Origin of the sequence: Janthinobacterium sp. (genome assembly GCF_009923995.1) — a bacterium.
GTDB lineage: Bacteria > Pseudomonadota > Gammaproteobacteria > Burkholderiales > Burkholderiaceae_D > Janthinobacterium.
Genome location: NZ_RFSK01000042.1, coordinates 1 through 26254 on the forward strand (window position 1 = coordinate 1; position 26254 = coordinate 26254).

At 68.4% G+C, this 26254-nt stretch carries 23 protein-coding genes; 13 read left to right on the forward strand and 10 right to left on the reverse strand.

What is annotated here, in order from left to right; all coding sequences use genetic code 11:
* Positions 1–161: 161 nt before the first annotated feature.
* The gene (locus EBS11_RS19235; protein ID WP_290605408.1) at positions 162–743 is read right to left on the reverse strand and encodes a TetR/AcrR family transcriptional regulator; all 582 of its coding nucleotides are present in this window, start codon (positions 741–743) and stop codon (positions 162–164) included.
* 92 nt (positions 744–835) lie between these two features.
* On the opposite strand from EBS11_RS19235, the gene EBS11_RS19240 reads away from it, so the two are divergent.
* A complete protein-coding gene (locus EBS11_RS19240; protein WP_290605410.1) occupies positions 836–1684 on the forward strand; it encodes an SIP domain-containing protein in 849 nt (282 codons plus the stop codon).
* Positions 1685–1706: 22 nt separating this feature from the next.
* Here the strand turns inward: EBS11_RS19240 and EBS11_RS19245 are convergent, their stop codons facing one another.
* Positions 1707–2336 carry a hypothetical protein gene (locus EBS11_RS19245; protein ID WP_290605412.1) on the reverse strand — a complete coding sequence of 210 codons (630 nt, stop codon included), beginning with the start codon at positions 2334–2336 and terminating at the stop codon, positions 1707–1709.
* Between the two features lie 630 nt (positions 2337–2966).
* Here EBS11_RS19245 and EBS11_RS19250 point away from each other — a divergent pair.
* Positions 2967–4166 carry a YbfB/YjiJ family MFS transporter gene (locus tag EBS11_RS19250; RefSeq protein WP_290605414.1) on the forward strand — a complete coding sequence of 400 codons (1200 nt, stop codon included), beginning with the start codon at positions 2967–2969 and terminating at the stop codon, positions 4164–4166.
* A gap of 39 nt (positions 4167–4205) precedes the next feature.
* A complete protein-coding gene (locus EBS11_RS19255; protein ID WP_290605416.1) occupies positions 4206–4739 on the forward strand; it encodes an ankyrin repeat domain-containing protein in 534 nt (177 codons plus the stop codon).
* A gap of 12 nt (positions 4740–4751) precedes the next feature.
* Here EBS11_RS19255 and EBS11_RS19260 read toward each other — a convergent pair whose 3' ends face one another.
* The 3 genes from EBS11_RS19260 to EBS11_RS19270 form a co-directional block, all read right to left on the reverse strand.
* Entirely contained in the window at positions 4752–5816 is a 1065-nt protein-coding gene (locus EBS11_RS19260; RefSeq protein ID WP_290605417.1) for an alpha/beta hydrolase, read from the reverse strand.
* 141 nt (positions 5817–5957) lie between these two features.
* On the reverse strand, positions 5958–6722 hold the full coding sequence (locus tag EBS11_RS19265; protein WP_290605419.1) for a carboxymuconolactone decarboxylase family protein: 765 nt from the start codon (positions 6720–6722) through the stop codon (positions 5958–5960).
* Positions 6712–7215 (reverse strand): cupin domain-containing protein, encoded by a 504-nt coding sequence (locus tag EBS11_RS19270; RefSeq protein ID WP_290605421.1) that lies wholly within the window; start codon positions 7213–7215, stop codon positions 6712–6714. Before EBS11_RS19270 ends, EBS11_RS19265 begins: the two co-directional genes overlap by 11 nt.
* Before the next feature lie 105 nt (positions 7216–7320).
* Between EBS11_RS19270 and EBS11_RS19275 the strand changes: the two genes are divergently transcribed.
* Complete coding sequence (locus EBS11_RS19275; protein ID WP_290605423.1) at positions 7321–8232, forward strand: LysR family transcriptional regulator; 912 nt, start codon at positions 7321–7323, stop codon at positions 8230–8232.
* 13 nt (positions 8233–8245) lie between these two features.
* Here EBS11_RS19275 and EBS11_RS19280 read toward each other — a convergent pair whose 3' ends face one another.
* Positions 8246–10453 (reverse strand): TonB-dependent siderophore receptor, encoded by a 2208-nt coding sequence (locus EBS11_RS19280; protein WP_290605425.1) that lies wholly within the window; start codon positions 10451–10453, stop codon positions 8246–8248.
* 405 nt (positions 10454–10858) lie between these two features.
* Between EBS11_RS19280 and EBS11_RS19285 the strand changes: the two genes are divergently transcribed.
* On the forward strand, positions 10859–13012 hold the full coding sequence (locus EBS11_RS19285; RefSeq protein WP_290605427.1) for a TonB-dependent siderophore receptor: 2154 nt from the start codon (positions 10859–10861) through the stop codon (positions 13010–13012).
* A 12-nt stretch (positions 13013–13024) separates the two neighbouring features.
* Here EBS11_RS19285 and EBS11_RS19290 read toward each other — a convergent pair whose 3' ends face one another.
* The gene (locus EBS11_RS19290) at positions 13025–13714 is read right to left on the reverse strand and encodes a response regulator transcription factor (protein ID WP_290605429.1); all 690 of its coding nucleotides are present in this window, start codon (positions 13712–13714) and stop codon (positions 13025–13027) included.
* Between the two features lie 153 nt (positions 13715–13867).
* Here EBS11_RS19290 and EBS11_RS19295 point away from each other — a divergent pair, with 153 nt between their 5' ends.
* From EBS11_RS19295 to EBS11_RS19330, 8 genes are all read left to right on the forward strand, one after another.
* Positions 13868–14551 carry a response regulator transcription factor gene (locus EBS11_RS19295; protein ID WP_290605431.1) on the forward strand — a complete coding sequence of 228 codons (684 nt, stop codon included), beginning with the start codon at positions 13868–13870 and terminating at the stop codon, positions 14549–14551.
* On the forward strand, positions 14538–15977 hold the full coding sequence (locus tag EBS11_RS19300) for an ATP-binding protein (RefSeq protein ID WP_290605432.1): 1440 nt from the start codon (positions 14538–14540) through the stop codon (positions 15975–15977). The genes EBS11_RS19295 and EBS11_RS19300 overlap by 14 nt, the downstream gene beginning before the upstream one ends.
* A complete protein-coding gene (locus tag EBS11_RS19305) occupies positions 15974–16405 on the forward strand; it encodes an EamA family transporter (protein WP_290605434.1) in 432 nt (143 codons plus the stop codon). The genes EBS11_RS19300 and EBS11_RS19305 overlap by 4 nt, the downstream gene beginning before the upstream one ends.
* A 97-nt stretch (positions 16406–16502) precedes the next feature.
* Positions 16503–16853 (forward strand): PepSY domain-containing protein, encoded by a 351-nt coding sequence (locus EBS11_RS19310; protein WP_290605436.1) that lies wholly within the window; start codon positions 16503–16505, stop codon positions 16851–16853.
* Positions 16854–16904: 51 nt separating this feature from the next.
* The gene (locus tag EBS11_RS19315; protein WP_290605438.1) at positions 16905–17501 is read left to right on the forward strand and encodes an undecaprenyl-diphosphatase; all 597 of its coding nucleotides are present in this window, start codon (positions 16905–16907) and stop codon (positions 17499–17501) included.
* A gap of 64 nt (positions 17502–17565) precedes the next feature.
* Entirely contained in the window at positions 17566–18339 is a 774-nt protein-coding gene (locus EBS11_RS19320) for a hypothetical protein (RefSeq protein WP_290605440.1), read from the forward strand.
* Positions 18340–18385: 46 nt separating this feature from the next.
* Positions 18386–19048, forward strand: coding sequence for a response regulator transcription factor (locus EBS11_RS19325; RefSeq protein WP_290605442.1), 663 nt, complete (start codon positions 18386–18388; stop codon positions 19046–19048).
* Positions 19024–20370 (forward strand): HAMP domain-containing sensor histidine kinase, encoded by a 1347-nt coding sequence (locus tag EBS11_RS19330; protein ID WP_290605444.1) that lies wholly within the window; start codon positions 19024–19026, stop codon positions 20368–20370. Before EBS11_RS19325 ends, EBS11_RS19330 begins: the two co-directional genes overlap by 25 nt.
* Here EBS11_RS19330 and EBS11_RS19335 read toward each other — a convergent pair.
* From EBS11_RS19335 to EBS11_RS19345, 3 genes are read right to left on the reverse strand one after another with little or no spacing between them, the layout of a single operon-like run.
* On the reverse strand, positions 20367–23477 hold the full coding sequence (locus EBS11_RS19335; protein WP_290605446.1) for an efflux RND transporter permease subunit: 3111 nt from the start codon (positions 23475–23477) through the stop codon (positions 20367–20369). The two genes, EBS11_RS19330 and EBS11_RS19335, sit on opposite strands and share 4 nt — an antisense overlap.
* Positions 23477–24643 (reverse strand): efflux RND transporter periplasmic adaptor subunit, encoded by a 1167-nt coding sequence (locus tag EBS11_RS19340; protein WP_290605448.1) that lies wholly within the window; start codon positions 24641–24643, stop codon positions 23477–23479. The genes EBS11_RS19335 and EBS11_RS19340 overlap by 1 nt, the downstream gene beginning before the upstream one ends.
* Positions 24640–26103 carry an efflux transporter outer membrane subunit gene (locus EBS11_RS19345; RefSeq protein ID WP_290605450.1) on the reverse strand — a complete coding sequence of 488 codons (1464 nt, stop codon included), beginning with the start codon at positions 26101–26103 and terminating at the stop codon, positions 24640–24642. Before EBS11_RS19345 ends, EBS11_RS19340 begins: the two co-directional genes overlap by 4 nt.
* Positions 26104–26254: the final 151 nt, after the last annotated feature.

A 26254-nucleotide genomic window follows, 5' to 3' on the forward strand; every position in this document is an offset into this window, starting at 1 on the left:
CGGCCTGGGCCTGTCCATCGCGCAGACGGTGGCCCTGGCCCACCATGGACAGCTGTCGCTGCGCAACGGCGAGGAACGGGGACTGGTGGTGACGCTGGTGCTGCCGCGCGCCGGCGGGCAATGGCGGCCGGAGCACGCATAGGCGTAGCCTGGATACGGCATCACTGCGTTGGCATGGCCAGCACCCCGATCACCAGCGCGCGCATGCCCAGGTCGAACTCGGCCTCGATGGCTTGGTCGTCCTCGTCTTCCCACGCCTCGCCGGCCGGCGCATACACGGTGTCGGCCAGGGCCACGCAGTGGAAGGCCACGGTCGACAGCAGCCAGCGGGCGCGCTGCTTCGGCAGTTGGTAGGCGTGCGCCACCTGCGCCTGGTGGGCGTCGATACGGGCCAGCATGGCCGGCGTCGTCGCCTTGCGGCGCAGCAGATATGGCGCCAGGCCCGGATGCGACTTGACCAGCGCGCGCAGCGAGGCGCTGAAACGCAGCAGGTAGTTCTGCAGCTCATCCGCGCCGGGCGCCGGCAATTCCCAGCGCGCAAATATTTCCTCCGCCACCAGCAGCTTGAGCGCGGCCAGGTGCGCCACGTGCTTGTACAGGGCCACGTGGCTCACGCCCAGCACGGCGGCCACGCCGGTAAACGTCATGGCGGGCAAGCCCATGGCGATGCCGGCGTCCGCGATGCGCGCGCGCGTGATGCTGGGGGGACGCCCGGGACGGGGCAAAGTGGGTGAAATAGTCATCGTGATTGTCCGTGGCGGCAGCTGCGTTGTCGTTTTACGGCAATTAGTTTAGCATGATGAAACTAATTACCCAAGACACAGGAGTATTTACCATGGCAACACCCCCGGAACAACCATCGGGCGGCGCCCTGCGCAACGCCGAACATGACCGCAGCCTGCATGAAGTCACGGCCAGCGTCACGGCCATCGCGCGCCCCGTGCCCAGCGTGCTGCGCGTCACGGCCACGCTGGACCGCTCGGGCGACGATCCCCACTGGGCGCTGCCCAACGTGGCCTTCCGCATCCATCTCGACGGGCCAGCGTATGACGGCGCCTCGCGCATCTACACCGTGCGCAGCTTCGACGCGCCGGCCGGCGCGTTCACCTTCGACATCGTGCTGCACCACCACGCCAGCCCGATGATGCGCTGGGGAGAAAGCCTGCACACGGGCGACGTCTTCCGCCTGACGGGGCCGCGGCCGCAGTTCACCGTTCCTGCCAACGCGGACAAGAAAATTGCCCTGTTCCTGGACGAGACGGGCATCCCCGCCCTGCATGCCATGCTGCAACAGTGGCCCGCCGGCGCGGCCGGCATCGGCTGGGTGGTGACGGACGACGCGCAGGCCTTCGACGAATTGCCCGCCGTGCCGGGCCTGGCATTGCAGCGCCTGGACACGGCCCACGTGGCGCCGGACGGGCCGCTGGCCGCCCAGGCCCGGGCCTTGGCCGACCCGCGCGATTACACCATCTGGGGCGCCGGCGAACGCGACGAGATGCGCGCCATCCGCCAGCACTTCCGCAACGTGGCAGGCCTGGACAAGGAACGGGTGCTGGTGGCCGGCTACTGGAAACGGGGCGTCAGCAATACGGACATCGACGCGCGCCGCAAGCACAGCTTCGAGCAGCTGATCGCCAACGGCGGCACCCTGGCCGACTTCGACGACCTGGCCGTCGAGGTGTAAGCGGCGCCAGTCGGGGCGCGTGCTAGCGGGCGGCGAAGTCGAAGCGCCACGCGTCGTCGCTGCGGTGCAAGGTGACGTCCACTTCGGTGGCCGTCACCGGCATCGCATATTGCGTCATGTCCGGGAAACTCTCCAGGCTGTAGGTCTGGCCCGCCGCCGGCCGCATGGCCACGACGAAATACAGGCTGGGCAGGTATTCGAAGCCGACCGTCATGTGGGCATCGACATCGGGCATGCTCGCGACCGGCCGGTCGTTCACGTACCAGTTGCAGCAAAATGGGATGAATGGGCTCGTCTCGTTCATGACGCCGCACTGCGCCGGCGTCAGCTTCGATTGGGCCAGCGAGGCGGCGGCCGGCTGCAGCAGCGGCGACAAGCCATGCGGGCTCACGGCCGACAGCAGCTGGCCCGGCGCGATGACGTGGCGGCCCGAGACGATCTTGTTGCCCGTGATGCCCAGACTGTTCACGTCGGCCGAGATCCTCTCCTCGTAGCGGAACGATTCGGTGGCGCCGGCCGACCCCGTCAACACCTGCCAGGCATGGCTGCGGTAATGGCCGTGCGGGTTCTGCAGCTTCAGGAACACCAGCACGGAGTTGCCTTGCAAATCGTCTGCTTCCACGTTGTAGCGGACGTTGAATTGAATGCCCATTGCTTGCTCCCTGCCTGGAATCTGCACGAACTCAATAAAGACAGCGCCGGAGGACGAGTCCACGATTTCCTCCGGCGCCGGTGGTCACGGCCCATATTCGCCCAGCACCAGGCCCGGCAGATGCGGGGCCTGCGCACGGCACCGGCGGACGATGGGCGCATTCGCCGTGCCGGCGACAGGATGGCTGACAGCGGCGCTGGCATCGGTGAGCTGCCTGACCGCCGTCACCGGGGCGCCACTCGGCGCGGCACCGAACAACGGCCGGGTTTGTTCCTGCTCATGCTGCCCTGATGAGATGGACGATCAGCAGCAAGCTGCAAAATTGATTGCAGACAATTTAATTTTCAAATTGCAATTATATTGTATTGCATGTTTCGCAATTCCATCCAAAAGTAACGACAATGGGATGGCATTGCTCCTGACGTCGGGCAGGTGTAAGGCATGCCAACAGGCTTGGGGAAAGGAAGCGGCGCCGGCTTGACTTCTGCAGTCCAATTCATTAACTTAGCAGCAAAAACCGGCCTGCGGCAAGCGCCGGCTTGCAGTGCCACCGGCAGACCCTGTCCGCCGGCCTGCCCCACCCGGGCGCCAACTCCACGGTACGTTTTCACTTAGATGGGTCATCAGGCCATGCCGACACACGCTCCCTCCCCGGCCCATCCGCTGGCTACCGCCCTGGCCCTTTCGCTGGGCGCCGCCGTCGCCCTGGGATTGTCGCGCTTTTCCTACGGCTTGCTGCTGCCGCCCATGCGCGCCGACCTGGGCTGGTCCTACCTGCTGGCCGGCTCCATGAATACCTTCAATGCGCTCGGCTACTTTCTCGGCGCCCTGGCGACGCCCGCCCTGATGCGCCGCCTGGGCGTGTGGCGCCTGCTGATGGCGGGCTGCGTGCTGGCCAGCCTGTTCATGCTGATGTCGGGCCTCGTCAGCGACACCACCGCCCTGTTCCTGCAGCGCGTGTGCGCGGGCGTGGCCAGCGCCTTCATCTTCATCGCCGGCGGCGTGCTGGCGGCCAGGCTGGGCGCCATGCACAGCCAGCGCGCGGGCTTCTATATCGGCCTGTACTACGGCGGCACGGGCTTCGGCATCGCCCTGTCGGCCCTGCTGGTGCCGGCCGCCCTGGGCGCCGCCCATGACCACGGCGCCGCGCATGCCTGGCAGTGGCCCTGGCTGGCACTGGGCATCGCCTGCCTGCTGGCCACCGCCGTCATGGCGGCACCGGCCAGGGCCATCGGCGAAGCGCCGCGCGCGCCCGACGCGGGCCGGCGCTTCGCCTGGCGCGATTTTGCCCCCAGCCTGGCCGGCTATTTCATGTTTGGCGTCGGCTACATCGGCTATATGACCTTCGTCATCGCCCTGCTCAAGCAGCAAGGCATGAGCGCCACGCTCGTCACCGTGTTCTACACCTTGCTGGGCCTGGCCGTGGTGGCGTCGTCGCGCATCTGGGCGCGCATGCTGGACCGCTACCGGGGCGGCGAATCGCTGGCCATCCTGAACGCCGTGCTGGGCGCCGTCACCATCCTGCCCGCGCTGACCAGCTTTGTGCCCGTCGTGTTCGTCTCCGGCCTGGTCTTCGGCGCCGTCTTCTTGTCGGTGGTGGCCTCGACGACGGCCCTGGTGCGGCATAATTTGCCGCAGGAATCGTGGACGGCCGGCATCAGCGCCTACACGACGGTCTTCGCCCTGGGCCAGATCGCCGGTCCTGTCGCCGTCGGCTGGATCGCCGATGGCCCGGCGGGACTGGAGCGGGGATTGATCGCCTCGGCCATCGCCCTCTTCATCGGCGCGGCCCTGGCAGCGCGGCAAAAGGCGCTGGCGCCAGCCGCGTAGTAGACTGCCACCGTAAGCCACTCCCCCGGAAGGAAGACGATGAACGCAGATGCACGGAAAGTCCCGCCCGCCATGGATGCCGACACCCTGGCATTCATCCAGGGCCTGTTCGCCCTCGTGCGCGAAGGCGATACGCAGCAGCTGGGCGCCATGGTGGCGCAGGGCGTGCCTGTCAATTTCCGCAACGAAAAAGGCGACAGCCTGATCATGCTGGCCGCCTACCACGGCCACCTGGAAACGTCGCGCCTGCTGCTCGAGGCGGGCGCCGACGCCAACGTGGCCAATGACCAGGGTCAGACGCCGCTGGCCGGCGTGGCCTACAAAGGCTACCTGGAAATCGCCGAACTGCTGCTGCGCCATGGCGCGCACGTGGAAGGCGCCAGCCCGGACGGCAAGACGCCATTGATGATGGCGGCCATGTTCAACCGCCTCGCCATCTTCGAGCTGCTGCTGCGGCATGGCGCCCGCCTCGACGCCGTGGACAGCCGCGGCATGACGGCCGCCACGCTGGCCAGCAGCATGAATGCGCAGGAGACCCTGGCCCGCCTGGCCAGCCTGGGACAGACGGACTAGCCGCAGCGCGGCTTACTGCTTCAGCGTCCTGGCGTAGAAGCCGGCCAGCTTGGCCACGGCCGCGTCCACGTAGCGGGGCACCCAGTAGGTTTCGATGTGCGTGGCGCCCTCGATCAGGTACAGTTCCTTGTCGCCGGTGCCTGTCGCCTTGGCGAACGCGTCTTGCGTCATGTACAGGCTGTCGGCCTTGCTGCCGGCGATCATCAGCAGCGGCTGGCCGATCAGCGCCATCTGGTCGGCGGCGTCGAAGCGCATCAGGTCGAGCAGGCTGCTCACGGTGTAGCGGGCGCTCGAATTCGGATGGGCATGGGTTTTTCCATAGTATTCAAAGCCCTGGCGGTACATTTCAAACGGCAGCTTGGCGATCTGCTCGTCGCTCAGCTGCACGTCGTTCGCGTACAGGATCTTGCCGCCGGCCGCTTCCTGGGCACGCGCGTCGGACGCCTGCCGCAGGCGCTCCTGCACCGTATCGAGCTGGGAATCCATGAAGCCGTTGCGGCGCACGCGGCCCGAATTGAACATGCTCAGGGTGGCGACCGTCTTGAAGCGCTTGTCGCTCTGCGCCGCCTTCAGCGAGTAGCCGCCCCCGCCGCAGATGCCCAGCAAGCCCAGCCGGGCCTGGTCCACGCCCGCGTACTGGCTGAGGAAATCGGCCATGCCGTGGATATCCTCGACGCGGTTGGCCGGCTTGTCCACATTGCGGGGCTGGCCGCCGCTGGCGCCCTGGTAGGCGGCATCGGCCGTGATCGTGATGTAGCCCAGTTCGGCGAGCCGCTGGGCATACAGGCCCGCTACCTGCTCCTTGACGCCGCCGTTCGGATGCGCCACGACGACGGCGGGATAGCGGTGTTTCGGGTCGTAATTGGCCGGGGTATAGACATTCGCGGCAATGTCCAGATTGTTCAGCTTGTAGGTGACGGGATGGATATTCACCTTGCCCACGGCGTTTTCCGTGATGGCCCCCTGGTACGTCAATGTAAATGGATTCATCCGGTAATCCTCCGCATGCGCTTGGTTGATCGAGACGGCCACGGCCGAAGCAAAAAGAACAGACTTGATGAAGGTGGTTGTTGTCATAGGAGAATATTCCTCTTTGTAAAAACATGGTTTCAGGCGTGCGTCGCCTTGCCGGCAGGCAGACAGCGCACTTCGAGCCTTCGAGCCTGTCTGCATGGACGATTGCATGCGCTGCTGACGGCCCTAGGGGACAAGCGCTTCTTATTTGCCGCCCTGCGCCAGCTGCTCATCGAGCGCCGCCTGCGCCCGTGCCGCGGCCGCCGCTTCCCCGCTGCCGCGCAACAGCTGTATCACTTGCCGCAATTGCGCCACCGTCAAGCCGACGTTCAGGCTGGCGCGCATGTGCGAGCGCAGCTGGGCTTCCACGCCGGGCGTCACGGCCAGGGCCGCCACGGTGGCCAGTTCGCGCTCCTGCCAGCTCAGGTTGTCGCGCTCGAAGATGTCGCCAAACAGATGCGCCTGCAGGAACTGGTTGATGACGGGCGCAAAGTCGAACACGGGTCCCTGGACGGTCGCGCCGGCCACGCGGGTCTGGTTGGCGGCACCGGCCGCCAGCAGGGCGTCTCCCGTGGGAGCGGGATGGCTAGGCTCGCGGCCAGGCGCATCGGCGATGCCGCGCGCACGGCGCTGCGCGAGCACCTGCATCAGCTCGTTGAGCGCATTCAGGCTGCGGGGAAAGCCCACGTAGGCGTACAGGTGGACGAGGATTTCCTTCGCTTCGCTCACCGTCAGGCCCGCATCGAGTCCCTGGTTCAGCGCCGCCTGCAGGCTTGGCATGTTGCTCGTCGCCATGGCCGCCGCGATCAGCGGGATGGCTTGCTGGCGCGCCGGCAGCGCCGCTGCCGCCTGCGCAGCCGCAGCCGGGCCGCTGGCCTGCGCCAGCGCCAGCCTGGCGCCCGGCAGGCACAGCAGGGCGCCCGCCAGCAGGCTGCCGGCCAGGCGTCTGGTCCGCGCGCTAGGGTGCATCGCTCACCCTTTCCATCCATTGCACGCTCTTGCCATCGGCCACGCCGGTGACGGCCAGGTGCGTCATGGCGCCGCCGGGCGCCGCGCCGTGCCAGTGCTTGACGCCCGGCGGGCACCAGACCGCATCGCCGGGACCGATGGTCTGCACGGCCTTGCCCCATTCCTGCGTCAGGCCCGTGCCGGCGATCACCACCAGGCGCTGCCCTGCGGGATGGCTGTGCCAGGCCGAACGGACGCCCGGCTGGAACGTCACATACGCGCCGGCCGCCGGCAAGCCAGGGCTGGCGGCAAACAGGGGTTCGACGCGCACCTGGCCCGTGAAATGATCGCCGGAGCCGGTCATGGCCGCCTGGCTGCCCGCGCGCACGATCTGCTGGCCATCCGCGCCGGCGGCGCCAGCATGGGCGCTGGCCAGGGTGCCGCCTGCAAGCAAGCTCAGTGCCAGGGTGGTACACCGCCTGCGCATGCTGCCAGGCTGCCGTTGATTGCTCATTACCATACCTTTCACGGGGTGGGTTGCTTGGCATCGAGTATAGGTCCATGTACTATCCTCAACAATCCCGAAAAATCTGTACAAGTTAATGAAGGAAATTCACCTATGCAAGCCGGCATCTCCGAATTGACGGCCTTTATCGCGATTGCCGAACAGGGCAGTTTCCGCGCCGCCGCGCTACGGCTGGGCGTATCGCCGTCGGCACTGAGCCATGCCTTGCGCCATCTGGAAGCGCGGCTGAACGTGCGCCTGTTTAACCGCACCACGCGGTCGGTGGCCTTGACGGAGGCGGGAGAGAAATTGCTGCGGCGGGTGGCGCCGGCGATGGCCGACCTGTCGGAAGCCATGGATGAAGTGGCGTCCGCCGTGAACCGCCCGTCCGGCAGCATCCGCATCAGCGCGGCCGAGGCAGGCGCCAAGCCCCTGATCCGCCACGTGCTGCCCGGCTTTCTGGCGAAATACCCCAATATCCACGTCGAATTCGTCGTCGATACGCGCTTTGTCGACATCGTGGCCGACGGCTACGATGCGGGCATCCGCGTCCACGACGACGTGCCGCGCGACATGGTGGCCGTGCGCTTCGGGCCGGAAATGCGCTTTGCGGCCGTCGCCTCGCCCGCCTACCTGGCCGCCCACGGCACGCCCGCCACGCCGGAGGAGCTGGCCCGCCACCAGTGCATCCGTTTCCGTTTCGCCAGCGGCACGCTGTACCGCTGGAACCTGGAACGGGGGGAAAAGAACGTGAATATCGATGTGGCCGGTCCCATGACGCTGGGCAACACCACCCTGATGATCGAGGCGGCGCTGGGCGGCATCGGCATTGCCTGGGTACCCAGCTACCACGCCAGCGAGCATGTCGCCGCCGGCCGCCTGGTGCAGGTGCTGGAGGAATGGAGCCCGGCCATGCCGGGCTTTTGCCTGTACTACCCGGCCAACCGCCATCCGCCCATCGCCTTGCGGCTGTTGACGGAGGCGATCCGGGAATGGCATCAGTCCACGGCAGCGGTCGTGGCCTGATGCAGCGCCGCCGTCAGTACGAGAAGTTGGCGGTGATGACGGCCGAGCGGCCCGCGGCCACGGACGCATAGTTGCCGTAGGCCTTGTCGTAATACTTCTTGTCCGTCAGGTTGTACAGGTTGAACTGCAGGGCCAGGTGCTTGCTGACGGTATAGCTGGCCATGGCGTCAAAGCGCGTGTAGCCCGGCACGCCCGTCGTGTTGGCCGCGTTCGCATACATCTTGCCGACCGAGCTCAGGCCGCCGCCGACTTTCAGCTGCGGCAAGACGCGGTAGGTGCTCCACACGGTGGCGCTGTTGCGCGGCGTCAGCGGGAATTGCTTGCCCACGTTCTGCTGCGTGGGGCCGCCATCCTTGACCTTGCTGTCCAGGTAGGTGTAGCCGGCGAAGATGTCCCAGTCCGCCGACAGCTTGCCGGCCACGCCCAGCTCCACGCCTTCCACGTTTTGCCGGCCCGCGTTGACGGTATGGCCCATGCCGTCGGGAATGCGCGCATTCGTCTTGGCTGCCTGGAACACGGCCGCCGACAGCGACAGGCGCTGCTCCAGCACTTCCCACTTGGTACCCAGCTCGATGTTGCGGCTGCGCTCGGGCGACAGGTCGGCCGTGGCGGCGCCGATCGCGTCACCGCCCTGCCCGCCGTCGACGCCCACCGGGTTCGACGACGTACCCCACGACGCGTACACGCTGCCATTGGCGGCCGGCTTGTAGACGACGCCCAGCTGGTAGTTGGCAAAATTCACGTCATTGCGCAAGGATGTCGCCTTGACGAGCGCGTTGGCGTCCGTCGTCGCCCTGGTACGGTAGCTGTCGAAGCGCACGCCCCCGTTCAGCAGCCATTGCGCATCGAGGGTTAGCGTGTCGAAGGCGTAGGCCGACGCCGTGTCGGTGGTCGTGTCGAGCACGGGATAGGCCGGCTCCGTGCGCGTGTACGAGCCCGTCCACGGATTGGCCGGATTCCAGCCGCCGGCCGGGGTGCAGTTGTAGGCCACCTTGCAGGGCGCGCCCGGGCGCAGGTTGTTGCCGGCGCTGTCGAGCACATAGTAATTGTCGCGCTTGCTCTTCTCGCGGCTCAGCTCCAGGCCCGTCGTCACGCTGTGCTGCATGCCGCCGAGCAACATCTTGCCCGTCAGTTCCGTCTGGTTGGTGAACGATGTCATGTCGAAGATGCCGCTCTTCGCTTCCAGCAGCAGGATATCGCCGCTGCTGCCCGACCACTGCGGGTTGGTGGCGATGTAGTCGAGGCTGGTCTTCGCCACCTGCGTCACGTTGCGCAGCTTCCAGTTGCCGCCCAGGTCATGCCGCACTTCGCCCTGCGCGATGTCGGCCGTGTTCTTGATGAAGTCGCGGCTGGTCAGGCCAAAGAAGCGGCTGCGCGGCACGTCCAGCGGTTCGCCGCCGGAACGGGCATAGGGCACGGCATAGTCGGGCATGTCATGCGACTGCATGTGGTAGTAGCTGAGGATGACCTGCGTGGGGCCGCCCAGGCCGAAGGTGACGGACGGCGCGATGCCCCAGCGGCTGTAGTCGACGGCATTGCGGCCAGGCATGTTCGCCTCGTGCCACATCAGGTTCAGGCGGCCGGCCGCATTGGCGCCCAGCTGGCGGTTGGCGTCCAGCGTGCCGCGCAGATAGCCGTCGCTGCCCACACCCACGCCCGCATTCGTGAAGTCGTCCGCCTTGGCCGTCTTGCTGATGATATTGATGCTGCCGCCGACGGAACCGCGGCCCGTGTACACGGAACTGGGGCCCTTCACCACTTCGATCTGTTCGATGTCGAAGGTTTCCCGGCTTTGCGCGCCGGCGCTGCGCATGCCGTCGATGAACAGCGAGCTGCTCGAATCGAAGCCGCGCATGCTGGGATGGTCGCCGCCCGGCGCGCCGAACGCGTCGCCGCCCTTGAAGCTGATGCCCGGCACGGTGCGCAAGGCATCGCTGAGGCTGGCGGCCTGGGTTTCCTTCAGCAGGGCGGCGGGGATGACGGTGACGCTGCGGGGCGTATCGACGAGGGGCGCGGTGAACTTGTTCGAGGCCGAGGACGTCACTTGCATGCCCTGCTCGGCCTGGCCCGTGATGGTGATGGTGGGCATGGTGACGTCCGTAGCAGCCGCAGCGGCGGCATGCACGGCCAGCGGCGACAGCATCGGCATGGCGATAAACACGGCGCGGATGGCGCGGGCCATGGGAGTGGCTGGCAGCGCCACGCAATGATTCAAATACATCTTCTGGATTCTCCGGAAAAACGGACCCACGCAAAGGGTGGGCCAACTGGGTAGCGGCCGGTCAAGCCGGCCCGGCTTGCCGAACGGTGCGCGGCGCCAGGGCGCGCCTGGCATGCACCGGCATCACGCCCGCTTCGGCCATCTCAAATGAGAATGAACCGCATTATCATTTGCGAGCCCGCCGGCACGAAAGCATAGAAAAATATATTTCATAAATGTAGTATTTCCGCGACGCCTTCATGTTCCCTTCATCTTCGCTCTGCTAGGGTTTTTCGGGCGCCGGCACGTGGCGGAGGACATGGCTGATGTATCTGGACTTTTTTCATCACAATTAGATCGTAATGATTCTCATTTCGGTTATAGTGCGTGCAGTTTTCTATTTACCAACCTTGCACGCCACTGACAATGACCACTCCCTATTCCGCCCCTGCCCATCCCCTCCTCACCACCCGTCTCATCCTCGCCGGCCTGCTCGTGGCCAGCGTGACGCCGCAAGCCATCGCCCAGGCCAGGTCCGAGCCTCCCGCCACGCTGGCCACCGTGGTCGTCACGGGCCAGGCGGAAGCCGACGCCGGCGGCCAGATCGCCAAGAGCGCGCGCGCCGGCATGCTGGGCGAAAAGGACTTGCTCGACACGCCCTTCAGCGTCAACAGCTACACGAGCCAGCGCATGCTGGACCAGCAGGCCCTGACCCTGGCCGAGGTGCTGGGCGGCGACCCGTCCACGCGCTTCACGGGCCAGATCGGCGGCGTCACGGATTCCTTCTTCATCCGCGGCTTCCCCCTCAACGAGGGCAACCTGAGCGAAGTGGCCTTCGACGGCGTGTATGGCGTCTCGCCCAACTACCACCTGTTCACGGAATACCTGCAAAGCGTGGAAGTGCTCAAGGGCCCGGCCGCCCTGCTGTACGGCATGTCGCCGAACGGCGGCGTGGGCGGCGTCGTCAACGCCGTGCCGAAACGCTCGCTGCCGCGCGACCTGACGCGATTGACCGTCGACTACGGTTCCAGCGCGCAGCTGGGCGCGGCCATCGACGTCAGCCGCCGCTTCGGCGAAGAGCGGCGCTTCGGCATCCGCGTCAACGGCTTGCACCGCCAGGGCAAGACGCCGCTCGACCACCAGCGTTCGCGGGCGGAAGTGGCGGCCGTCGCCCTCGACTACCAGGGCCAGCGCCTGCGCGCCTCGCTCGACCTGATCGAGCAGTACCAGTGGATCGACGCGCCCACGCGCCCCTTCCTCGTCGCCGCGCGCCTGCCCGTGCCGGCAGCGCCCGATGGCCGGCGCAACATCGCCCAGTCCTGGGGCTGGTGGAAATCCAACGACCTGGCCACCCTGGGCAAGGTCGAATACGACTTGAACGACAGCGTCACGGTGTTCGCCGACGTGGGCGGCACGCGCTCCGACGTGTCGCGCTATTCGGACCAGACGCCGACCATCACCAGCGCGGCGGGCGACATGACGGTCACGCCCATGAACTGGAAATTCCGCGTGCGCCGCGCCAGCGCCGACACGGGCGTGCGGGCGCGCCTGCGCACGGGCGGCATCGAGCATGCGCTGGTCGTGATGGGCAACGTCTACCGCGACGAATTTGGCAGCGTGGCCGATTCCGGCAAGCTCATCACCTCGAACATCTACCACCCTGTCGCCGTGCCAGATCCCGGCATTCCCGCGCCCGCCGGCGCGCCGAAGCTGTCCGCCTCCACCCTGTCCAGCCTGGCCGTGGCCGACACCCTGGACATGCTGGACCAGCGCGTGCAGCTGACCCTGGGCGTGCGCCGCCAGCTGGTCGAATCGAAGAACTACAGCGCCGCCACGGGCGCGCTGACCACGCACTACAAGCAGGGCGCCCTGACGCCGCTGGCCGGCATCGTCGTCAAGCCGCTGCGCAACGTGTCGCTGTACGCGAACTATATCGAGGGCTTGAGCAAGGGCGATATCGCGCCGAACATCGCCGACAACGCGGGCCAGGTGTTCGCGCCCTACAAGAGCAAGCAGTATGAAGTGGGCACCAAGGCCGACCTGGGCGTGGTGCTGGCGACCCTGGCCGTGTTCCAGGTCAGCAAGCCCAGCGGCGCACTGTATGGCAAGGTGTACAGCATGGACAGCGAGCAGCGCAACCGGGGCCTGGAGTTGAACCTGTCGGGCGCCGCCAGCAAGGCCGTGCGCCTGCTGGCCGGCATCACCCTGCTCGACGGCCGCCTGGTGAAGACCAACAGCGCCGCCACCATGGGCAAGCGCCCCGTCGGCGTGCCCACGGCCATGGCCAACCTGGGCGGCGAATGGGATTTGCCGTACTGGCCCGGCCTGACGGCCACGGGCGCCGTCAGCTACACGGGCAAGCAGTATGTCGACCAGGCGAACGTGCAATCCGTGCCGTCATGGACCAAGGTGGACCTGGGTCTGCGCTACCGCACGGTCATCGCCGGCAAGGCGACCACCGTGCGCGGCGGCCTGATGAACGCCTTCGACCGCCACTATTGGGCCGGGGTGGCGTCGTACAGCACCATCTCGCAGTCGGCGCCGCGCACAGTGCAGCTGTCGGCCGCCGTGGATTTCTGACGCGGCGAACGGTCAGGCATCGCCCGGCATGGCGCGGCGCAGGCAGTAGCCGGCGCCCGCCACCGTGTGCAGCAGCGCTTCCCCGTAGCCGTGGTCGACCTTGCGCCGCAGGCGGTGCATGTGCATGTCGATGATATTGCCGCGCGGTTCGAAATCGTAGTCCCACGCCGCTTCCAGCAGCATGGCGCGCGTGACGACCTGGCCGGCGCGGCGCATCAGCAGTTCCAGCAGCAGGAATTCGCGCGGCTGCAGCTCCAGCTCGCGCCCGTCGCGCCGGGCCGTGCGGGCGGCCGTATCGACGCGCAGGCCCGCCAGTTCCAGCACGGGCTGGCGCCGGCTCGCATCGCCGCGCCGTCCCAGCGCCTCGAGGCGCGCCAGCATCTCGGCAAACGCGTAGGGCTTGACCAGGTAGTCGTCCGCCCCGGCGCGCAGGCCCGCCACGCGCTCCTCGGTGCTGCCCAAGGCGCTGACCATCAGCACGGGCGTGTGCGCGTCGCGCTGGCGCAGCTGGGCCAGCAGCGCCATGCCGTCCATGCCCGGCATGCGGCGGTCGACGATCACCACGTCGTAGATGCCTTCGCCCGCCATGGCCAGGCCCGTCGCGGCGTCGCCCACCTGGTCGGCCACGTGGCCGCTCTCGGCCAGGCCCCGTGCCAGGTACTGGGCCGAGCGGCGGTCATCCTCGATTACCAGTAGACGCATTGCGCGATTCTTTCCATAATTGCCAGGCAGTGGCCCAACATGAACGATTTTTAATCCGGGCGCGAAGCGCCTGTAGCCGGCGGCACGGCATAATGGCCAGTATATATCAGGGGCGCGCGGCGATATGCCGCCGCCACGCACAAGGAGGACAACATGGCCAGGGTGCTGGTAATCGAAGATGACGCGCAGACGGCCAGCGAGATCGACGCGGCCCTGTCCGACTATGGCCACCAGGTCGACCTGGCCGGCAATGGCCGCGACGGCCTGCTCAAGGCCGTCACCGGCAGCTATGACGTGATCGTGCTGGACCGCATGATGCCGGGCGGCCTCGATGGCCTGGCCGTGCTGTCCACCCTGCGCACGGCCGGCACCACCACGCCCGTGCTGATCCTCAGCGCCCTGTCCGCCGTCGACGAACGGGTGCGCGGCCTGCGCGCGGGCGGCGACGACTACCTGGCCAAGCCCTTCGATTTCATCGAACTGACGGCGCGCCTGGATGCCCTGCTGCGCCGCCGCGACGCGGCGCCCGCCGTCACGGGCTTCCAGCTGGCGAACCTGGAAATGGACCTGCTGACGCACACCGTGCGCCGCGCCGGCCAGACCATCGACCTGCTGCCGCGCGAATTCCGCCTGCTCGAATACCTGTTCCGCAACGCGGGCCAGGTACTCACGCGCACCATGGTATTCGAAGCCGTGTGGGATTACCGCAGCGACGAGCGCAGCAACGTCATCGACGTGCACATCAGCCGCCTGCGCAAGAAGATCGACCCGGACGGCACGGCGCCGCTGATCCACACCTTGCGGGGCTCAGGCTATGTCTTCCGTGTCCCCGACTAAATGGTGGCAAGCCGCCCCCGGCGGCCCCACGGCCCTGCTGCACGGCCTGCGGCGCGCGGCCAGCTTCCGCATGGCGCTGCTGTTCCTGGCCCTGTACGGCCTGATTTCGCTGCTGCTGTTCGCCTTCCTGTACGTGCAGATCTCGGCCTACGCCCTGGGCCGCATCGACGACTGGCTGGCGCGCGAGCGCAATGGCCTGATGCGCGACGGCATCGCCGAACTGCATGCGCGCGTGGATTTCCACGCCCGCCTCGACCCCGACAACGTGCGTCCCTTCGGCCTGTACGACGCGCAGGGCCGCCACCTGGCCGGCACCTTTCCCGGCCCCCTGCCCCCGCTGGCCCGCGACGGCCGCGCCGTCAGCATGGCGGTGCAGGGCGGGCAGCGCGAACTGCGGGCGGCCGCCTTCGCGCTGGAAAACGGCCAGACCCTGCTGCTGTCGCAGGACCTGCACGAGTTCAAGGAATTCGATGAAGTGCTGGTGCGTGCCCTGGCGTCGGCCGCCGCGCTGGCACTGCTGCTGGGCATGACGGGGGCGGCCATCATCGGCCGCGGCTCCGTGCGCCGCCTGGACGCCATCACGCGCGCCATCGAAGCCATCGTCTCGGGCGACCTGAGCCAGCGCCTGCCGCAGCGCCCGGCACAGGGCGCCAACGACGACGTGGACCGCCTCGTCATCGTCGTCAACGGCATGCTGGACAACCTCGAACGGCTGATGCGCGAAGTCAAGGGCGTCTGCGACGGCATCGCGCACGACCTGCGCACGCCGCTGGCGCGCCTGCTGGCCGGCCTGGAACGGGCCCAGCGCCGCGCCGGCAGCGCCGCCGACTACCATGAAGCGGTGCAGGCGGCGATCGGGGAAACGCTGTCGCTGCTGGCCACCTTCAACGCCATGCTGCGCATCTCCGAGGTGGAAGACGGCATCCGCCGCGCCGGTTTCACGAACGTGGACCTGGCCGCCGTGCTGGACGACGTGATCGAATTCTATGAACCCAGCGGCGAGGAAAAGCACTTGGCCATCGACTATGCGCGTCCGGCCGACCTGCGCCTGCCCCTGCGCGGCGAAGCGAGCCTGCTGTTCGAAGCCTTCGGCAACCTGCTCGACAACGCCATCAAGTTCACGCCGGACGGCGGCCGCATCGCCGTGCGCCTGTGGCGGGACGACGCCGGCTACGGCATCGATATCGAGGATACGGGTCCCGGCATTCCCGCCGCCGAGCGCGAAGCCGTGTTCCGCCGCTTCCACCGCAGCGAGGCGAGCCGCCACCTGCCCGGCAACGGCCTGGGACTGAGCCTGGTGGCCGCCGTCGCGCGCCTGCACGGCTTCAGCATCGCCATCGCCGACAGCCAGGCCGGCTGCCGCATCGAACTGCGCCTGCCCATGTCCCTGAATACCCCCGTGCCTGAAAGGATGCCCGCCCCATGACGCCCCAATCGAACTGGATCACCTTCGCCCTCGCCTCCGCCGTGTTTGCCGCGCTGACGGCGCTGTTCGGCAAACTGGGCGTGGTGGGCCTCAATTCCAACCTCGCCACCTTCATCCGCACCGTCGTCATCCTCGCCGTCATCGGCGGCATCGTCTCGCTGCGCGGCGAATGGCAGAACCCCGCCACCATCAGCGCGCGCAGCTGGCTGTTCCTGGTGCTGTCGGCCATCGCCACGGGGCTGTCCTGGCTGTGCTACTACCGCGCGCTGCAGCTGGGACCCGTCAGCCGGGTGGCGCCGCTCGACAAGCTCAGCGTGGCCCTGGCCATCGTGCTGGGCGTGGTCTTCCTGGGCGAGACCCTGACCTGGCCCGTGGCGCTGGGGGCCGCGCTGATCGTCGCCGGCTCCATCATCATGGTGATCTTCTAGGTTTTCTCCCGAAGCCGCGGCGCGCTCAGTGACAGCTAAGTCTCGCGCCCTATGCTCTCCCTGGCGCACCCCACGCGCGCCACCACAGGAGGAAACCATGTACCGCCATACCAAACTGATATTACTCGTCGTCGCCCTCGCCACGGGCGGCGGCGTGGCCTGGGCCGTGACGGGCCAGCAAGCCGCCATGGACAACGACGCCCTGGCCATCGCCAAGGCAAAAATCTCTCTCAGCCAGGCCGTCGCCACGGCCGAGCAGCATGCGGGCGGCAAGGCCACGCGCGCCGAATTCGAACATGAAAAAGGCAACTGGGTCTTCGACGTGGAAGTGGCCAGCGGCGCCAGGGTCTTCGACGTGCGCATCGATGCCGACAAGGGCGCCGTGCTGTCCTCGCACGAGGACAAGGCCGACCGCGACGGCCGCGAACACGAGCACGACGACGACTGATACCGCCAACCCGCCGGCCCGACCCAGTCGGGCCGGCCTGCCAGCTAAACTATGGAACACCTCAATTTCGCCCTGTTCGCCCTGCTCAACGGCCCGGCGGCGCCCTCCCCCGTTACCCTCGCCCTGGCGCTGCTGTTCGGCGAATGGCTGATCTGGCTGCTGCCGGCCGCCGCCATCGTCGCCTGGCTGCGCGGCGGCGAGGCGCTGCGCGCACGGCTGCTGGCGGCCACCGCCACGGTGCTCGCCGGCCTGTGCCTCAACCAGCTGATCGGCCTGGGATGGCAGCATCCGCGCCCGTTCATGCTGCACCTCGGGCATACCTTCATCGCGCACGTGGCCGATTCCTCGTTTCCCAGCGATCACCTGACCGTGCTCTGGTGCGCCGCCGGCGCCCTGCTGCTGCAGCCGTCCACGCGCGCCACCGGTGCCGCCCTTGCCCTGCTGGGCCTGCCCGCCGCCTGGGCGCGCATCTACCTGGGCGTGCATTTCCCGTTCGACATGCTGGGCGCGGCGCTGGTCGCCATCGTCAGCACCGCCTTGCTGGCCTGCCTGCCGCAGCGCATCGCGCAGGCGCTGGCGCGGCAAGGCATCCGCCTCTACCGCGCCCTGTTCGCGCCCCTCATCGCGCGCGGCTGGCTGCGTCCCTGAAGCCTATGGCTGGCCTAAGTCTGGCGCCCCACACTGGCCGCACCATCACTGAACGGAGTCCGCCATGCCCCAGCCATCCCCCGCCGCCAGCCACGCCTGGCTGAACAAGGTCCCCCACGCCACCGTGCTGTTCTGGATCATCAAGATGATGTCGACCACCGTGGGCGAGACGGGCGCCGACTACCTGAACGCCGACCTGCACTTCGGCCTGGGCGGCACCACGGCCCTCGTCGGCGCCCTGCTGGCCCTGAGCCTGTGGGCGCAGCTGCGCGCCAGCCGCTATGTTCCCGTGCTGTACTGGCTGGTGGTGGTCTGCGTCAGCGTGTTCGGCACCCTGCTGACGGACAACCTCACCGACCAGCTGGGCGTGCCGCTGGCCGCCTCCACGGGCGCCTTCTGCGCCGCGCTGGCCGCCACCTTCCTGCTCTGGTACCGCAGCGAACGCACCCTGTCCATCGACAGCATCGTCACGCCGCGCCGCGAATGGTTTTACTGGGCCGCCATCCTGTTCACCTTTGCCCTGGGCACGGCCGCCGGCGACTGGGTGGCCGAGGGCATGCAGCTCGGCTACGCGCACGCGGCCCTGCTGTTCGGCGCCCTGATCGCCGCCACGGCCGCCGCCCGTTACCTGTTCCAGGCGAATGGCGTGGCCTGCTTCTGGGTCGCCTATGTGCTCACGCGCCCCTTCGGCGCCGCCTGTGGCGACTTGCTGTCGCAGCCGGCCGGCAACGGCGGCCTCGGTTACGGCACCGTCGCCACCAGCGCCCTGTTCCTCGCCACCATCGTCGCGCTGGTGGCCTATCTGTCGGCCACGCACAGGCCTGCCGCACCGCGCTGAGGACAAATATGTGAAAATCGCGGCAGGACATTGAAGAAAGACAGCCATGCGGGTACTGCTGGTGGAAGACGACGCCATGATAGGCGCGGCCGTGCAGGCGGCGCTGCGCGACGCCGCATACGCGGCCGACTGGGTACGCAACGGCCAGACGGCGCTCGACACCCTGGCCTGCCAGCACTATGACCTGGTGCTGCTGGACCTGGGCCTGCCCGGCAAGGATGGCCAGGACGTGCTGCGCGCCATCCGCGCCAGGAACAACGTGCCGCTGCTGGTCATCACGGCCCGCGACGCGCTGGAACAGCGTTTGCTGGGCCTGGACGGCGGCGCCGACGACTATGTCCTGAAACCGTTCGAGATGGCCGAACTGCTGGCGCGCATGCGCGCCGTCCTGCGCCGCAAGGGCGGCGCGGCCGCCCCCGTGCTGGGCAACGGCAGCGTCTCGCTCGACCCGGCCACGCGCGAAGCGACGGCCGGCGGCGCGGCGCCCGTGCAGCTGTCGAACCGCGAATTCGCCCTGCTGCATGCCCTGCTGCTGCGCCCCGGCGCCATCCTCTCGCGCAGCGAGCTGGAAGAACGCATCTACGGCTGGGGCGAGGAAGTGGAAAGCAATGCCGTCGAATTTCTCATCCATGCGCTGCGCAAGAAGCTGGGCACGGCCGTCATCAGGAATGTCAGGGGCGTGGGATGGATGACCTCCAAGGGCGCGTAAGCCGCGTCGGCAATGCCCTGCGCACTTCGCTGCGCTGGCGCCTGTCCCTGTGGCTGGCCCTGGCGATCTGCTGCGTGGCCGTGCTGGCCGGCGCCTTCGCCTTTTATTCCGCCTTCCGCCAGGCGCACGCCCTGCAGGACGACATGCTGCGCCAGGTGGCCGCACTGGCCAGCCGCCAGCCGCTGGCGCCAGCGGACAGCGCCGAGGCGCAAGACGACGGCGACAGCGACAGCAAGGTGTATGTACAGCTGCTGGGGACGCACGCTGCCGGCGAACCTGCCCTGCCCGCCAATTTGCCGGCCGGTCTGCAGACGGTGCGCGCGGATGGCGAAACCTACCGCGTGCTGGTGCGCGCCAGCGGCGGACAGCGCCTGGCCGTGGCGCAGGAAACCTCCGTGCGCGATGAAATGGCGCGCGACAGCGCCCTGCTGACCCTGATCCCCTTCCTGCTGCTCGTACCCGTGCTGCTGCTGGTCGTCACGGACCTGGTGCGCAAGGTGTTTGCGCCCGTGCGCGACGCCGCCAGCGCCGTCGATGCGCGCGGCGAAGACGACTTGCGGCCCGTCGCCAGCGCCGCCCTGCCCGCCGAAATCCGTCCCTACGCCGATGCCATCAACCGGCTGCTGCGGCGCGTGGCCCGCTCGATGGACGAACAGCGCCGCTTCATCGCCGACGCGGCGCATGAACTGCGCACGCCATTGACGGCCCTGTCGCTGCAGGCCGAGCGCCTGGCCGCCACGCCGCTGCCCGCGGAAGCGCAGGCGCGTCTCGTGACCCTGCGCGCAGGCATGGCGCGCAGCCGCGCCCTGCTGGAGCAGCTGCTGTCACTGGCGCGGGCGCAACAAGCGCCAGAGGTGGCGGCCGCGCCGGCCACTTCCGTGCATGCCATCTGCCGCCAGGTGCTGGAAGAGCTGCTGCCCCTGGCCGAGGCCAGGCAGATCGATATCGGCATGCTGGCCGGCGGCGACGTCCTGGTGCAGGCCGGTGCCACCGACCTGGCCACGGTGCTGCGCAACCTGGCCGGCAATGCCATCCGCTACACGCCGCCCGGCGGCAAGGTCGACCTGTCGCTGCGGCGCGAAGGCCGGTTCGCCATCCTCGCCGTGGCCGACAATGGCCCCGGCATCGCTGCGGCCGAACGGGAACGCGTCTTCGACCCGTTCTACCGCGTGCTGGGCAGCGGCGAGGACGGCGCCGGCCTGGGCCTGTCCATCGTGCGCGCCATCTGCCAGCGCCTGGGCGCCAGCGTCACGCTGGGCTGCGCCGATGCGGCCGGCGGCACGGGCCTGCTGGCCGAAGTACGCCTGCCGGCGGCCCATTAAGCCTGACTCTCCGCCAGCGCGCCATGGCGCGCGTCGCGCCGGTGTTCCAGCGCCTTGGCGGCGCGCTCGAAGTACAGGTAGATGACGGGCGTGGTGAACAGAGTCAGCGCCTGCGACACGATCAGGCCGCCGACGATGGAGATCCCCAGCGGCACGCGCAGTTCCGCGCCCGCGCCGTGTCCCAGCGCCAGCGGCAGTGCGCCGAACAAGGCCGACATGGTGGTCATCATGATGGGCCGGAAGCGCAGCAGGCTGGCCTGGCGGATGGCGTCGACGGGCGACAGTCCCTGCTCCCGTTCCGCCACCAGCGCGAAGTCGATCATCATGATGGCGTTCTTCTTGACGATGCCGATCAGCAGGATGATGCCGATCATGCCCATGATGGACAGGTCCTGGCCGCAGACGATCAGCGCCAGCAAGGCACCCACGCCGGCCGACGGCAAGGTGGAGATGATGGTCAGCGGGTGGATCGGGCTTTCATACAGCACGCCCAGCACGATGTACACGGCCACCAGCGCCGTCAGGATCAGCCACGGTTCGCTCTTCAGGGAGCTCTGGAAGGCCTGCGCCGCGCCCTGGAAGGTGCCGTTCAGGGTGGCCGGCATGCCGCTGGCCACTTCCGCGTCGTGGATGGCCGTGACGGCGTCGCCCAGCGCGTAGCCCGGCGCCAGGTTGAACGAGATGGTCACGGCTGGGAACATGCCCTGGTGGTTGATGGTGATGGGCGAGACGCCCTGCGTCACCTTGGCCAGCAGGTTCAAGGGCACCAGCTGCTGCGTCAGCGGCGAGCGCACGAACAGGTGTTCCAGCGCCTGCGTGGACAGCTGGAAGGCCGGGTCGACTTCCTGGATCACGTGGTACTGGTTCAGCTGCGTGAACATGGTGGCCACCTGGCGCTGGCCGAAGGCGTCGTACAGGGTGTCGTCGATGGCTTGCGCCGTGATGCCGAAGCGCGACGCCGTGGCGCGGTCGATGGTCAAGGTGGCGCTGCTGGCCGACGACTGCAGGTCCGACGACACGTCGCGCAGCTGCGGCAGCGCCGCCAGCTGCTTCGTCAGGGTCGTCGACCACTGGTTCAGGCTGGCCACGTCCGTGCCCTGCAGGGTGTACTGGTACTGCGCGGCGGAGATGCGCCCGCCCACCTGGATATCCTGGCGCACCTGCATCTGCAGCACGATGCCGGGCACCACGGCCGTGCGCGCCTTCAGGCGCGCCATGACCTGGTCGGCGCTGGCTGTGCGCTCGCCGAAGGGCTTGAGGTTGATCATCATGCGTCCCTGGCTCAGGGTCGGGTTGGCGCCGATCCAGAAGTACACATTGTCGACGGCGGGGTCGCTCTTGACGATGCGCCCCAGCTGCTGGATGCGCGCCGACATGGCGTCGAACGAGGTATCGGGCGCCGCCTGCGCCAGGCCGACGATCAGGCCGGAATCGGCTTGCGGGAAGAAGCCCTTCGGGATGGCCACGAACAGGGCCGCCGTGGCGAACACGGTGGCGATCGTCACGGCCAGGGTCAGGCCCCGGTGGCGCAGCACGATGTCGAGCAGGCGGCCGTAGCCGGCCGTCATGCGGTGGAAAAAGCCCTCGCTCCACTGGTAGAAACGGCCCTGCTTCGCCTTTTCCTCGGCGCCCGGTTTGATCAGCCACGCGCACAGCATGGGCGTGACGGTCAGCGAGACGAAGGCCGACATGACGATGGCGACGCTGACGGTGACGGCGAATTCGCGGAACAGCCGCCCCACGATGCCGCCCATCAACAGGATGGGGATGAAGACGGCGATCAGCGAAATCGTCATCGAGACGATGGTGAAGCGCACTTCCGTCACGCCTAGCACGGCCGCTTCCAGCCGCCCCTTGCCCTCTTCGATGTGCCGCATGACGTTCTCGATGACGACGATGGCGTCGTCGACGACGAAGCCGATGGCGATCGTCAGGCCCATCAGCGACAGGTTGTCCAGGCTGTAGCCGCACAAATACATCACGCCGAAGGTGGCGATCAGCGACAGCGGGATGGTCAGGCTGGGTATCACCGTGGCCCACAGGTTGCGCAGGAAGGAGAAGATCACCAGCACCACCAGGCCCACCGTCAGCATCAGGGTGAACTGCACGTCGCTGACGGAAGCCTGGATGGTCTGCGTGCGGTCGCCCACGACGTCCAGGCGCGCGGCCGGCGGCAGGCTGGCCGTCAGCTGCGGCAGGCTGGCCTTGACGTTGGCGATGGTGTCGATGACGTTGAAGCCGGGCTGCTTGTGCACGTCGAGGATGATGGCGCGGCGCCCCTGCAGCCACGCCGCCTGGTGCGTGTCCTCGGGCGCGTCGAGCACCCGGCCCAGGTCGCCCAGGCGGATAGGCGCGCCGTTCTTGTAGGCCACCACCATGGCGCGGTAGCCGTTGGCGTCCGTCAGCTGGTCGGTGGCGTTCAGCACCACGGCCTTGTCCCGGCCGTTCAGGGTACCCTTCGGCGCGTTCACGGTCTGCGTGCCGATGATGCCGCGCACGTCTTCCAGGCTCAGGCCCAGCGCCGCCAGCTTGTCCGGGTCCACCTGCACGCGCACGGCGGGCCGCTGCTGGCCGTGGAAGTCGACCAGGCCGACGCCGTTCATCTGCGAGATCTGCTGCGCCACGTGGTTTTCCGCGTAGTCGTCGAGCTCCGTCAGCGGCATGGTGTCCGAGGTCAGGGCCAGCGACAGCAAGGTGAAGTCGGCCGGATTGGTCTTCTGGTAGGTGGGCGGGCTGGGCAGGTTCTTCGGCAGGCTGCCGCCGGCCGCGTTGATGGCCGTCTGCACGTCCTGCGCGGCGCCGTCGATATTGCGCGCCAGGTCGAATTGCACCGTGATCGAGGTGGTGCCCAGCGAGCTCGATGAAGTCATCTGCGTGATGCCGGGAATGGCCGACAGCTGGCGTTCCAGCGGCGTGGCCACCGAGGTGGCCATGGTGTCGGCGCTGGCGCCGGGCAGCTTGGCCTGCACCTGGATGGTGGGGAAATCGACTTGCGGCAGAGGCGCCACGGGCAGCATGAAATACGCCACCAGGCCCACCAGCAGCACGCCGATGGCGAGGAAGGAGGTGCCGACGCGGCGCTGGATGAACAGTTCGGTAAGCGACATTATCGTGCTCCCTGTACGACAGCAGCCGTGGCCATGGCCGTGACCGGCGTGCCCTGCGCCAGCCGGCTCTGGCCGTCGAGCACCACCTGTTCGCCGCCCTGCAGGCCGGCCGTGATGGTGGTGTAGGCGCCGTCGCTGGCGCCCGTGACCACCTTGCGCACGCTGGCCTTGTGATCAGGCCCCGTCACGTAGACGAAATTGCCATCCTGGCCCGTCATGATGGCGGCGCTGGGCACCGCGACGACGCCATGGTCCGTGCGCAGCAGCAGGCGCGCCGTCACCAGTTGGCCCGGCCACAGGGCCCGGTCGGCGTTGGCGAAGCCCGCCTTCAATTTGATCTGGCCCGTGGCCGCGTCGACCTGGCTGTCGATGAAGGCCAGCCGGCCATCGGCCAGGGGCTTGCCGCCCGACGCGTCGGCCACGGCGACGGCCAGCGGCGCCCTGGCCTGCTGCTGCGCCAATTCGCCCAGGTTTTCCTGCGGCACGGAGAACAGCACGGTGATGGGAGCAATCTGCGTCAAGGTCACCAGGCCGGCCGCATCGGCCGCCTTGACCATGGCGCCCACGTCGGCCTGGCGCATGCCCAGGCGGCCGCCGAACGGCGCGCGGATGGTGGCGTAATCGAGCTGCAGGCGCGCCGTTTCCACCTGCGCCTGGTCGGCCGCCACGGCGCCCAGCTGAGCAGCCAGCTGCGCCTGGCTGGTATCGCGGCTTTGCGTGCTGCCCGCGCCGATCTCGGCCAGTTTCGCGTAGCGCTGCGCGTCGAGGCGCAGGCTGGCCACGGAAGCCGCATCCTTCTGCAAGGTGGCTTGCGCCTGCTGCAGGGCCGCGCGCAAGGGGCGCGGATCGATCTGCGCCAGCAACGCGCCGGACGCCACTTCCTGGCCTTCCGCAAAGGCGATCTTCTGCAGCTGGCCATCGATGCGCGTCTTGATGTCGACGGCGTTGAGGGCCGTGACCGTGCCCACGGACGACAGCCAGACGGGCATGTCGCGCCGTTCGGCCACGCCCAGGTGGACGGGAATGGCGGCCCTGGCGGCCGGCGCCGGTGCCGGTTTATGCAGCGCATACGCGCCGCCGGCGGCCAGCGCCGCGATCAGCGCGGCCAGCAGCCAGCGGCCGCGCCGCGCTCCCGCGGCAGTGCTGCTGTGTTCTTCTTGGTTCACGGTGTGACTCCCGAAATGGATGAAATGAATGGCGTATCGCTGGCGGCGTCGAAGCCGCCGCCCAGGGTGCGGAACAGGCCCACGGCCGCCTGCAAACGGCCCAGCCGCGCTTGCAGCAAGGCGTCCTGCGCCTGGGCCCGCGTGCGCTGCGCCGTCAGCACGTTGAGGAAATCGCTGCTGCCCAGCCGGTACTGCGCCTCGGCCAGGGTGCTGGCACGCTGCGCCGAGCTGGCCGCGTCCTGCGCCGCCGCTTCCAGCTCGCGCTGGTGCACGGTGGCGCTCAGGCCATCCTCGACTTCCTGCAAGGCGCCCAGCACCGTGCCACGGTAGGCGGCCGCCAGTTCCGTGGCGCGGCCCCGGCTCACCGTCAGCTGGCCCTGGCGCTGACCGCCGTCGAACAGGGTCTGCGCCAGCGCGGCGCCGATGTCGAGGATGGGGTTGGACGACAGCAGTTGGCCCAGCGCGGCGCTGGTCACGCCCGCGTTGGCCGTCAGGGCGAGGCTCGGGTAAAAGGTGGCGCGCGCCACGCCGATGTCGAAATTGGCGCCCTGCAGGCGCGCTTCGGCGGCGCGGATGTCGGGCCGGCGCTGCAGGATGCTGGCCGGCAAGCCTGCCTGCGGCTGCGGCACGGCGACGGCTTGCACGCCGCCGTCGGCCAGCGCGAACTGCTCCGGCGTGGCGCCCACGAGCACGGCCAGCAAATGGCTGTTCTGTTCCAGTTGCTGCTGCAGCGGCGGCAGCGCCGCGGCAAAGCTGGCCGCCGCGCTGCGCTGCTGTTCCACCTGCAGGCTGCTGGCCACGCCCAGGTCGGCCTGGCTTTGCACCAGCGCCAGCAGGCGCTGCGCGTCGTCGGCGATGCCCTGCGCCAGGCGCAGGCGTTCACGCAGCGACAGCAGCTGGAAATAGGTATCGGCGACGGAGGCGGTCAGCGTCAGCGCCACCGTGTCGGCGTCATACACGCTGGCCTGCGCCAGCGCCTGCGCCGCGTCGCCGGCCGCGCGGTTTTTGCCCCAGAAGTCGAGCTCGTAACCGGCCTGGGCAAACAGGCTCTGCGTGTTGCTGCTGCTGCCGCTGCCCACCTTCGCCGTCGTGCCGCTGCCGTTGTGCACGCGGTCCACCGTGCCGTTCAGGCTGACCGTGGGATACAGCGCGGCACCGGCCGACTGGGCCGTGCCGCGCGCCTGTTCGATGCGCGCCCTGGCCTGCGCCAGCGTGGGGCTGTCGCGCAGCGCGCGGTCTTCCAGCGCGGACAGCGCGGGGTCGCCGAAGCTGCGCCACCAGCCGCTCTGCACGGGCACGGTGGCGCCCAGCGGTGACGCCTGGTAGCTGTTCCAGCGGGGTGCCAGGTCCACCTGGGGCCGCTCGTAGGCGGGCACCAGCGAACAGCCGCCCAGCAGGACGGCGGTGGCGGCCAGGGTGGCCAGGGCCAGCCCCCTGGCCGGTCGTGATGGGAATGTCATGGTGATGGCCTCGTTCTGAACTGGTGTCCAGAATAGGCCGCAGGGGCTAAAACCCCCTTCGCCGCCAGATGAAATTTAATTCATGCTTTCCAGGCAGGCCGCCGCAGTGCCGCGCCGCGCCCGTCCCTGCACGTGGCCGCCATCGGCAGCG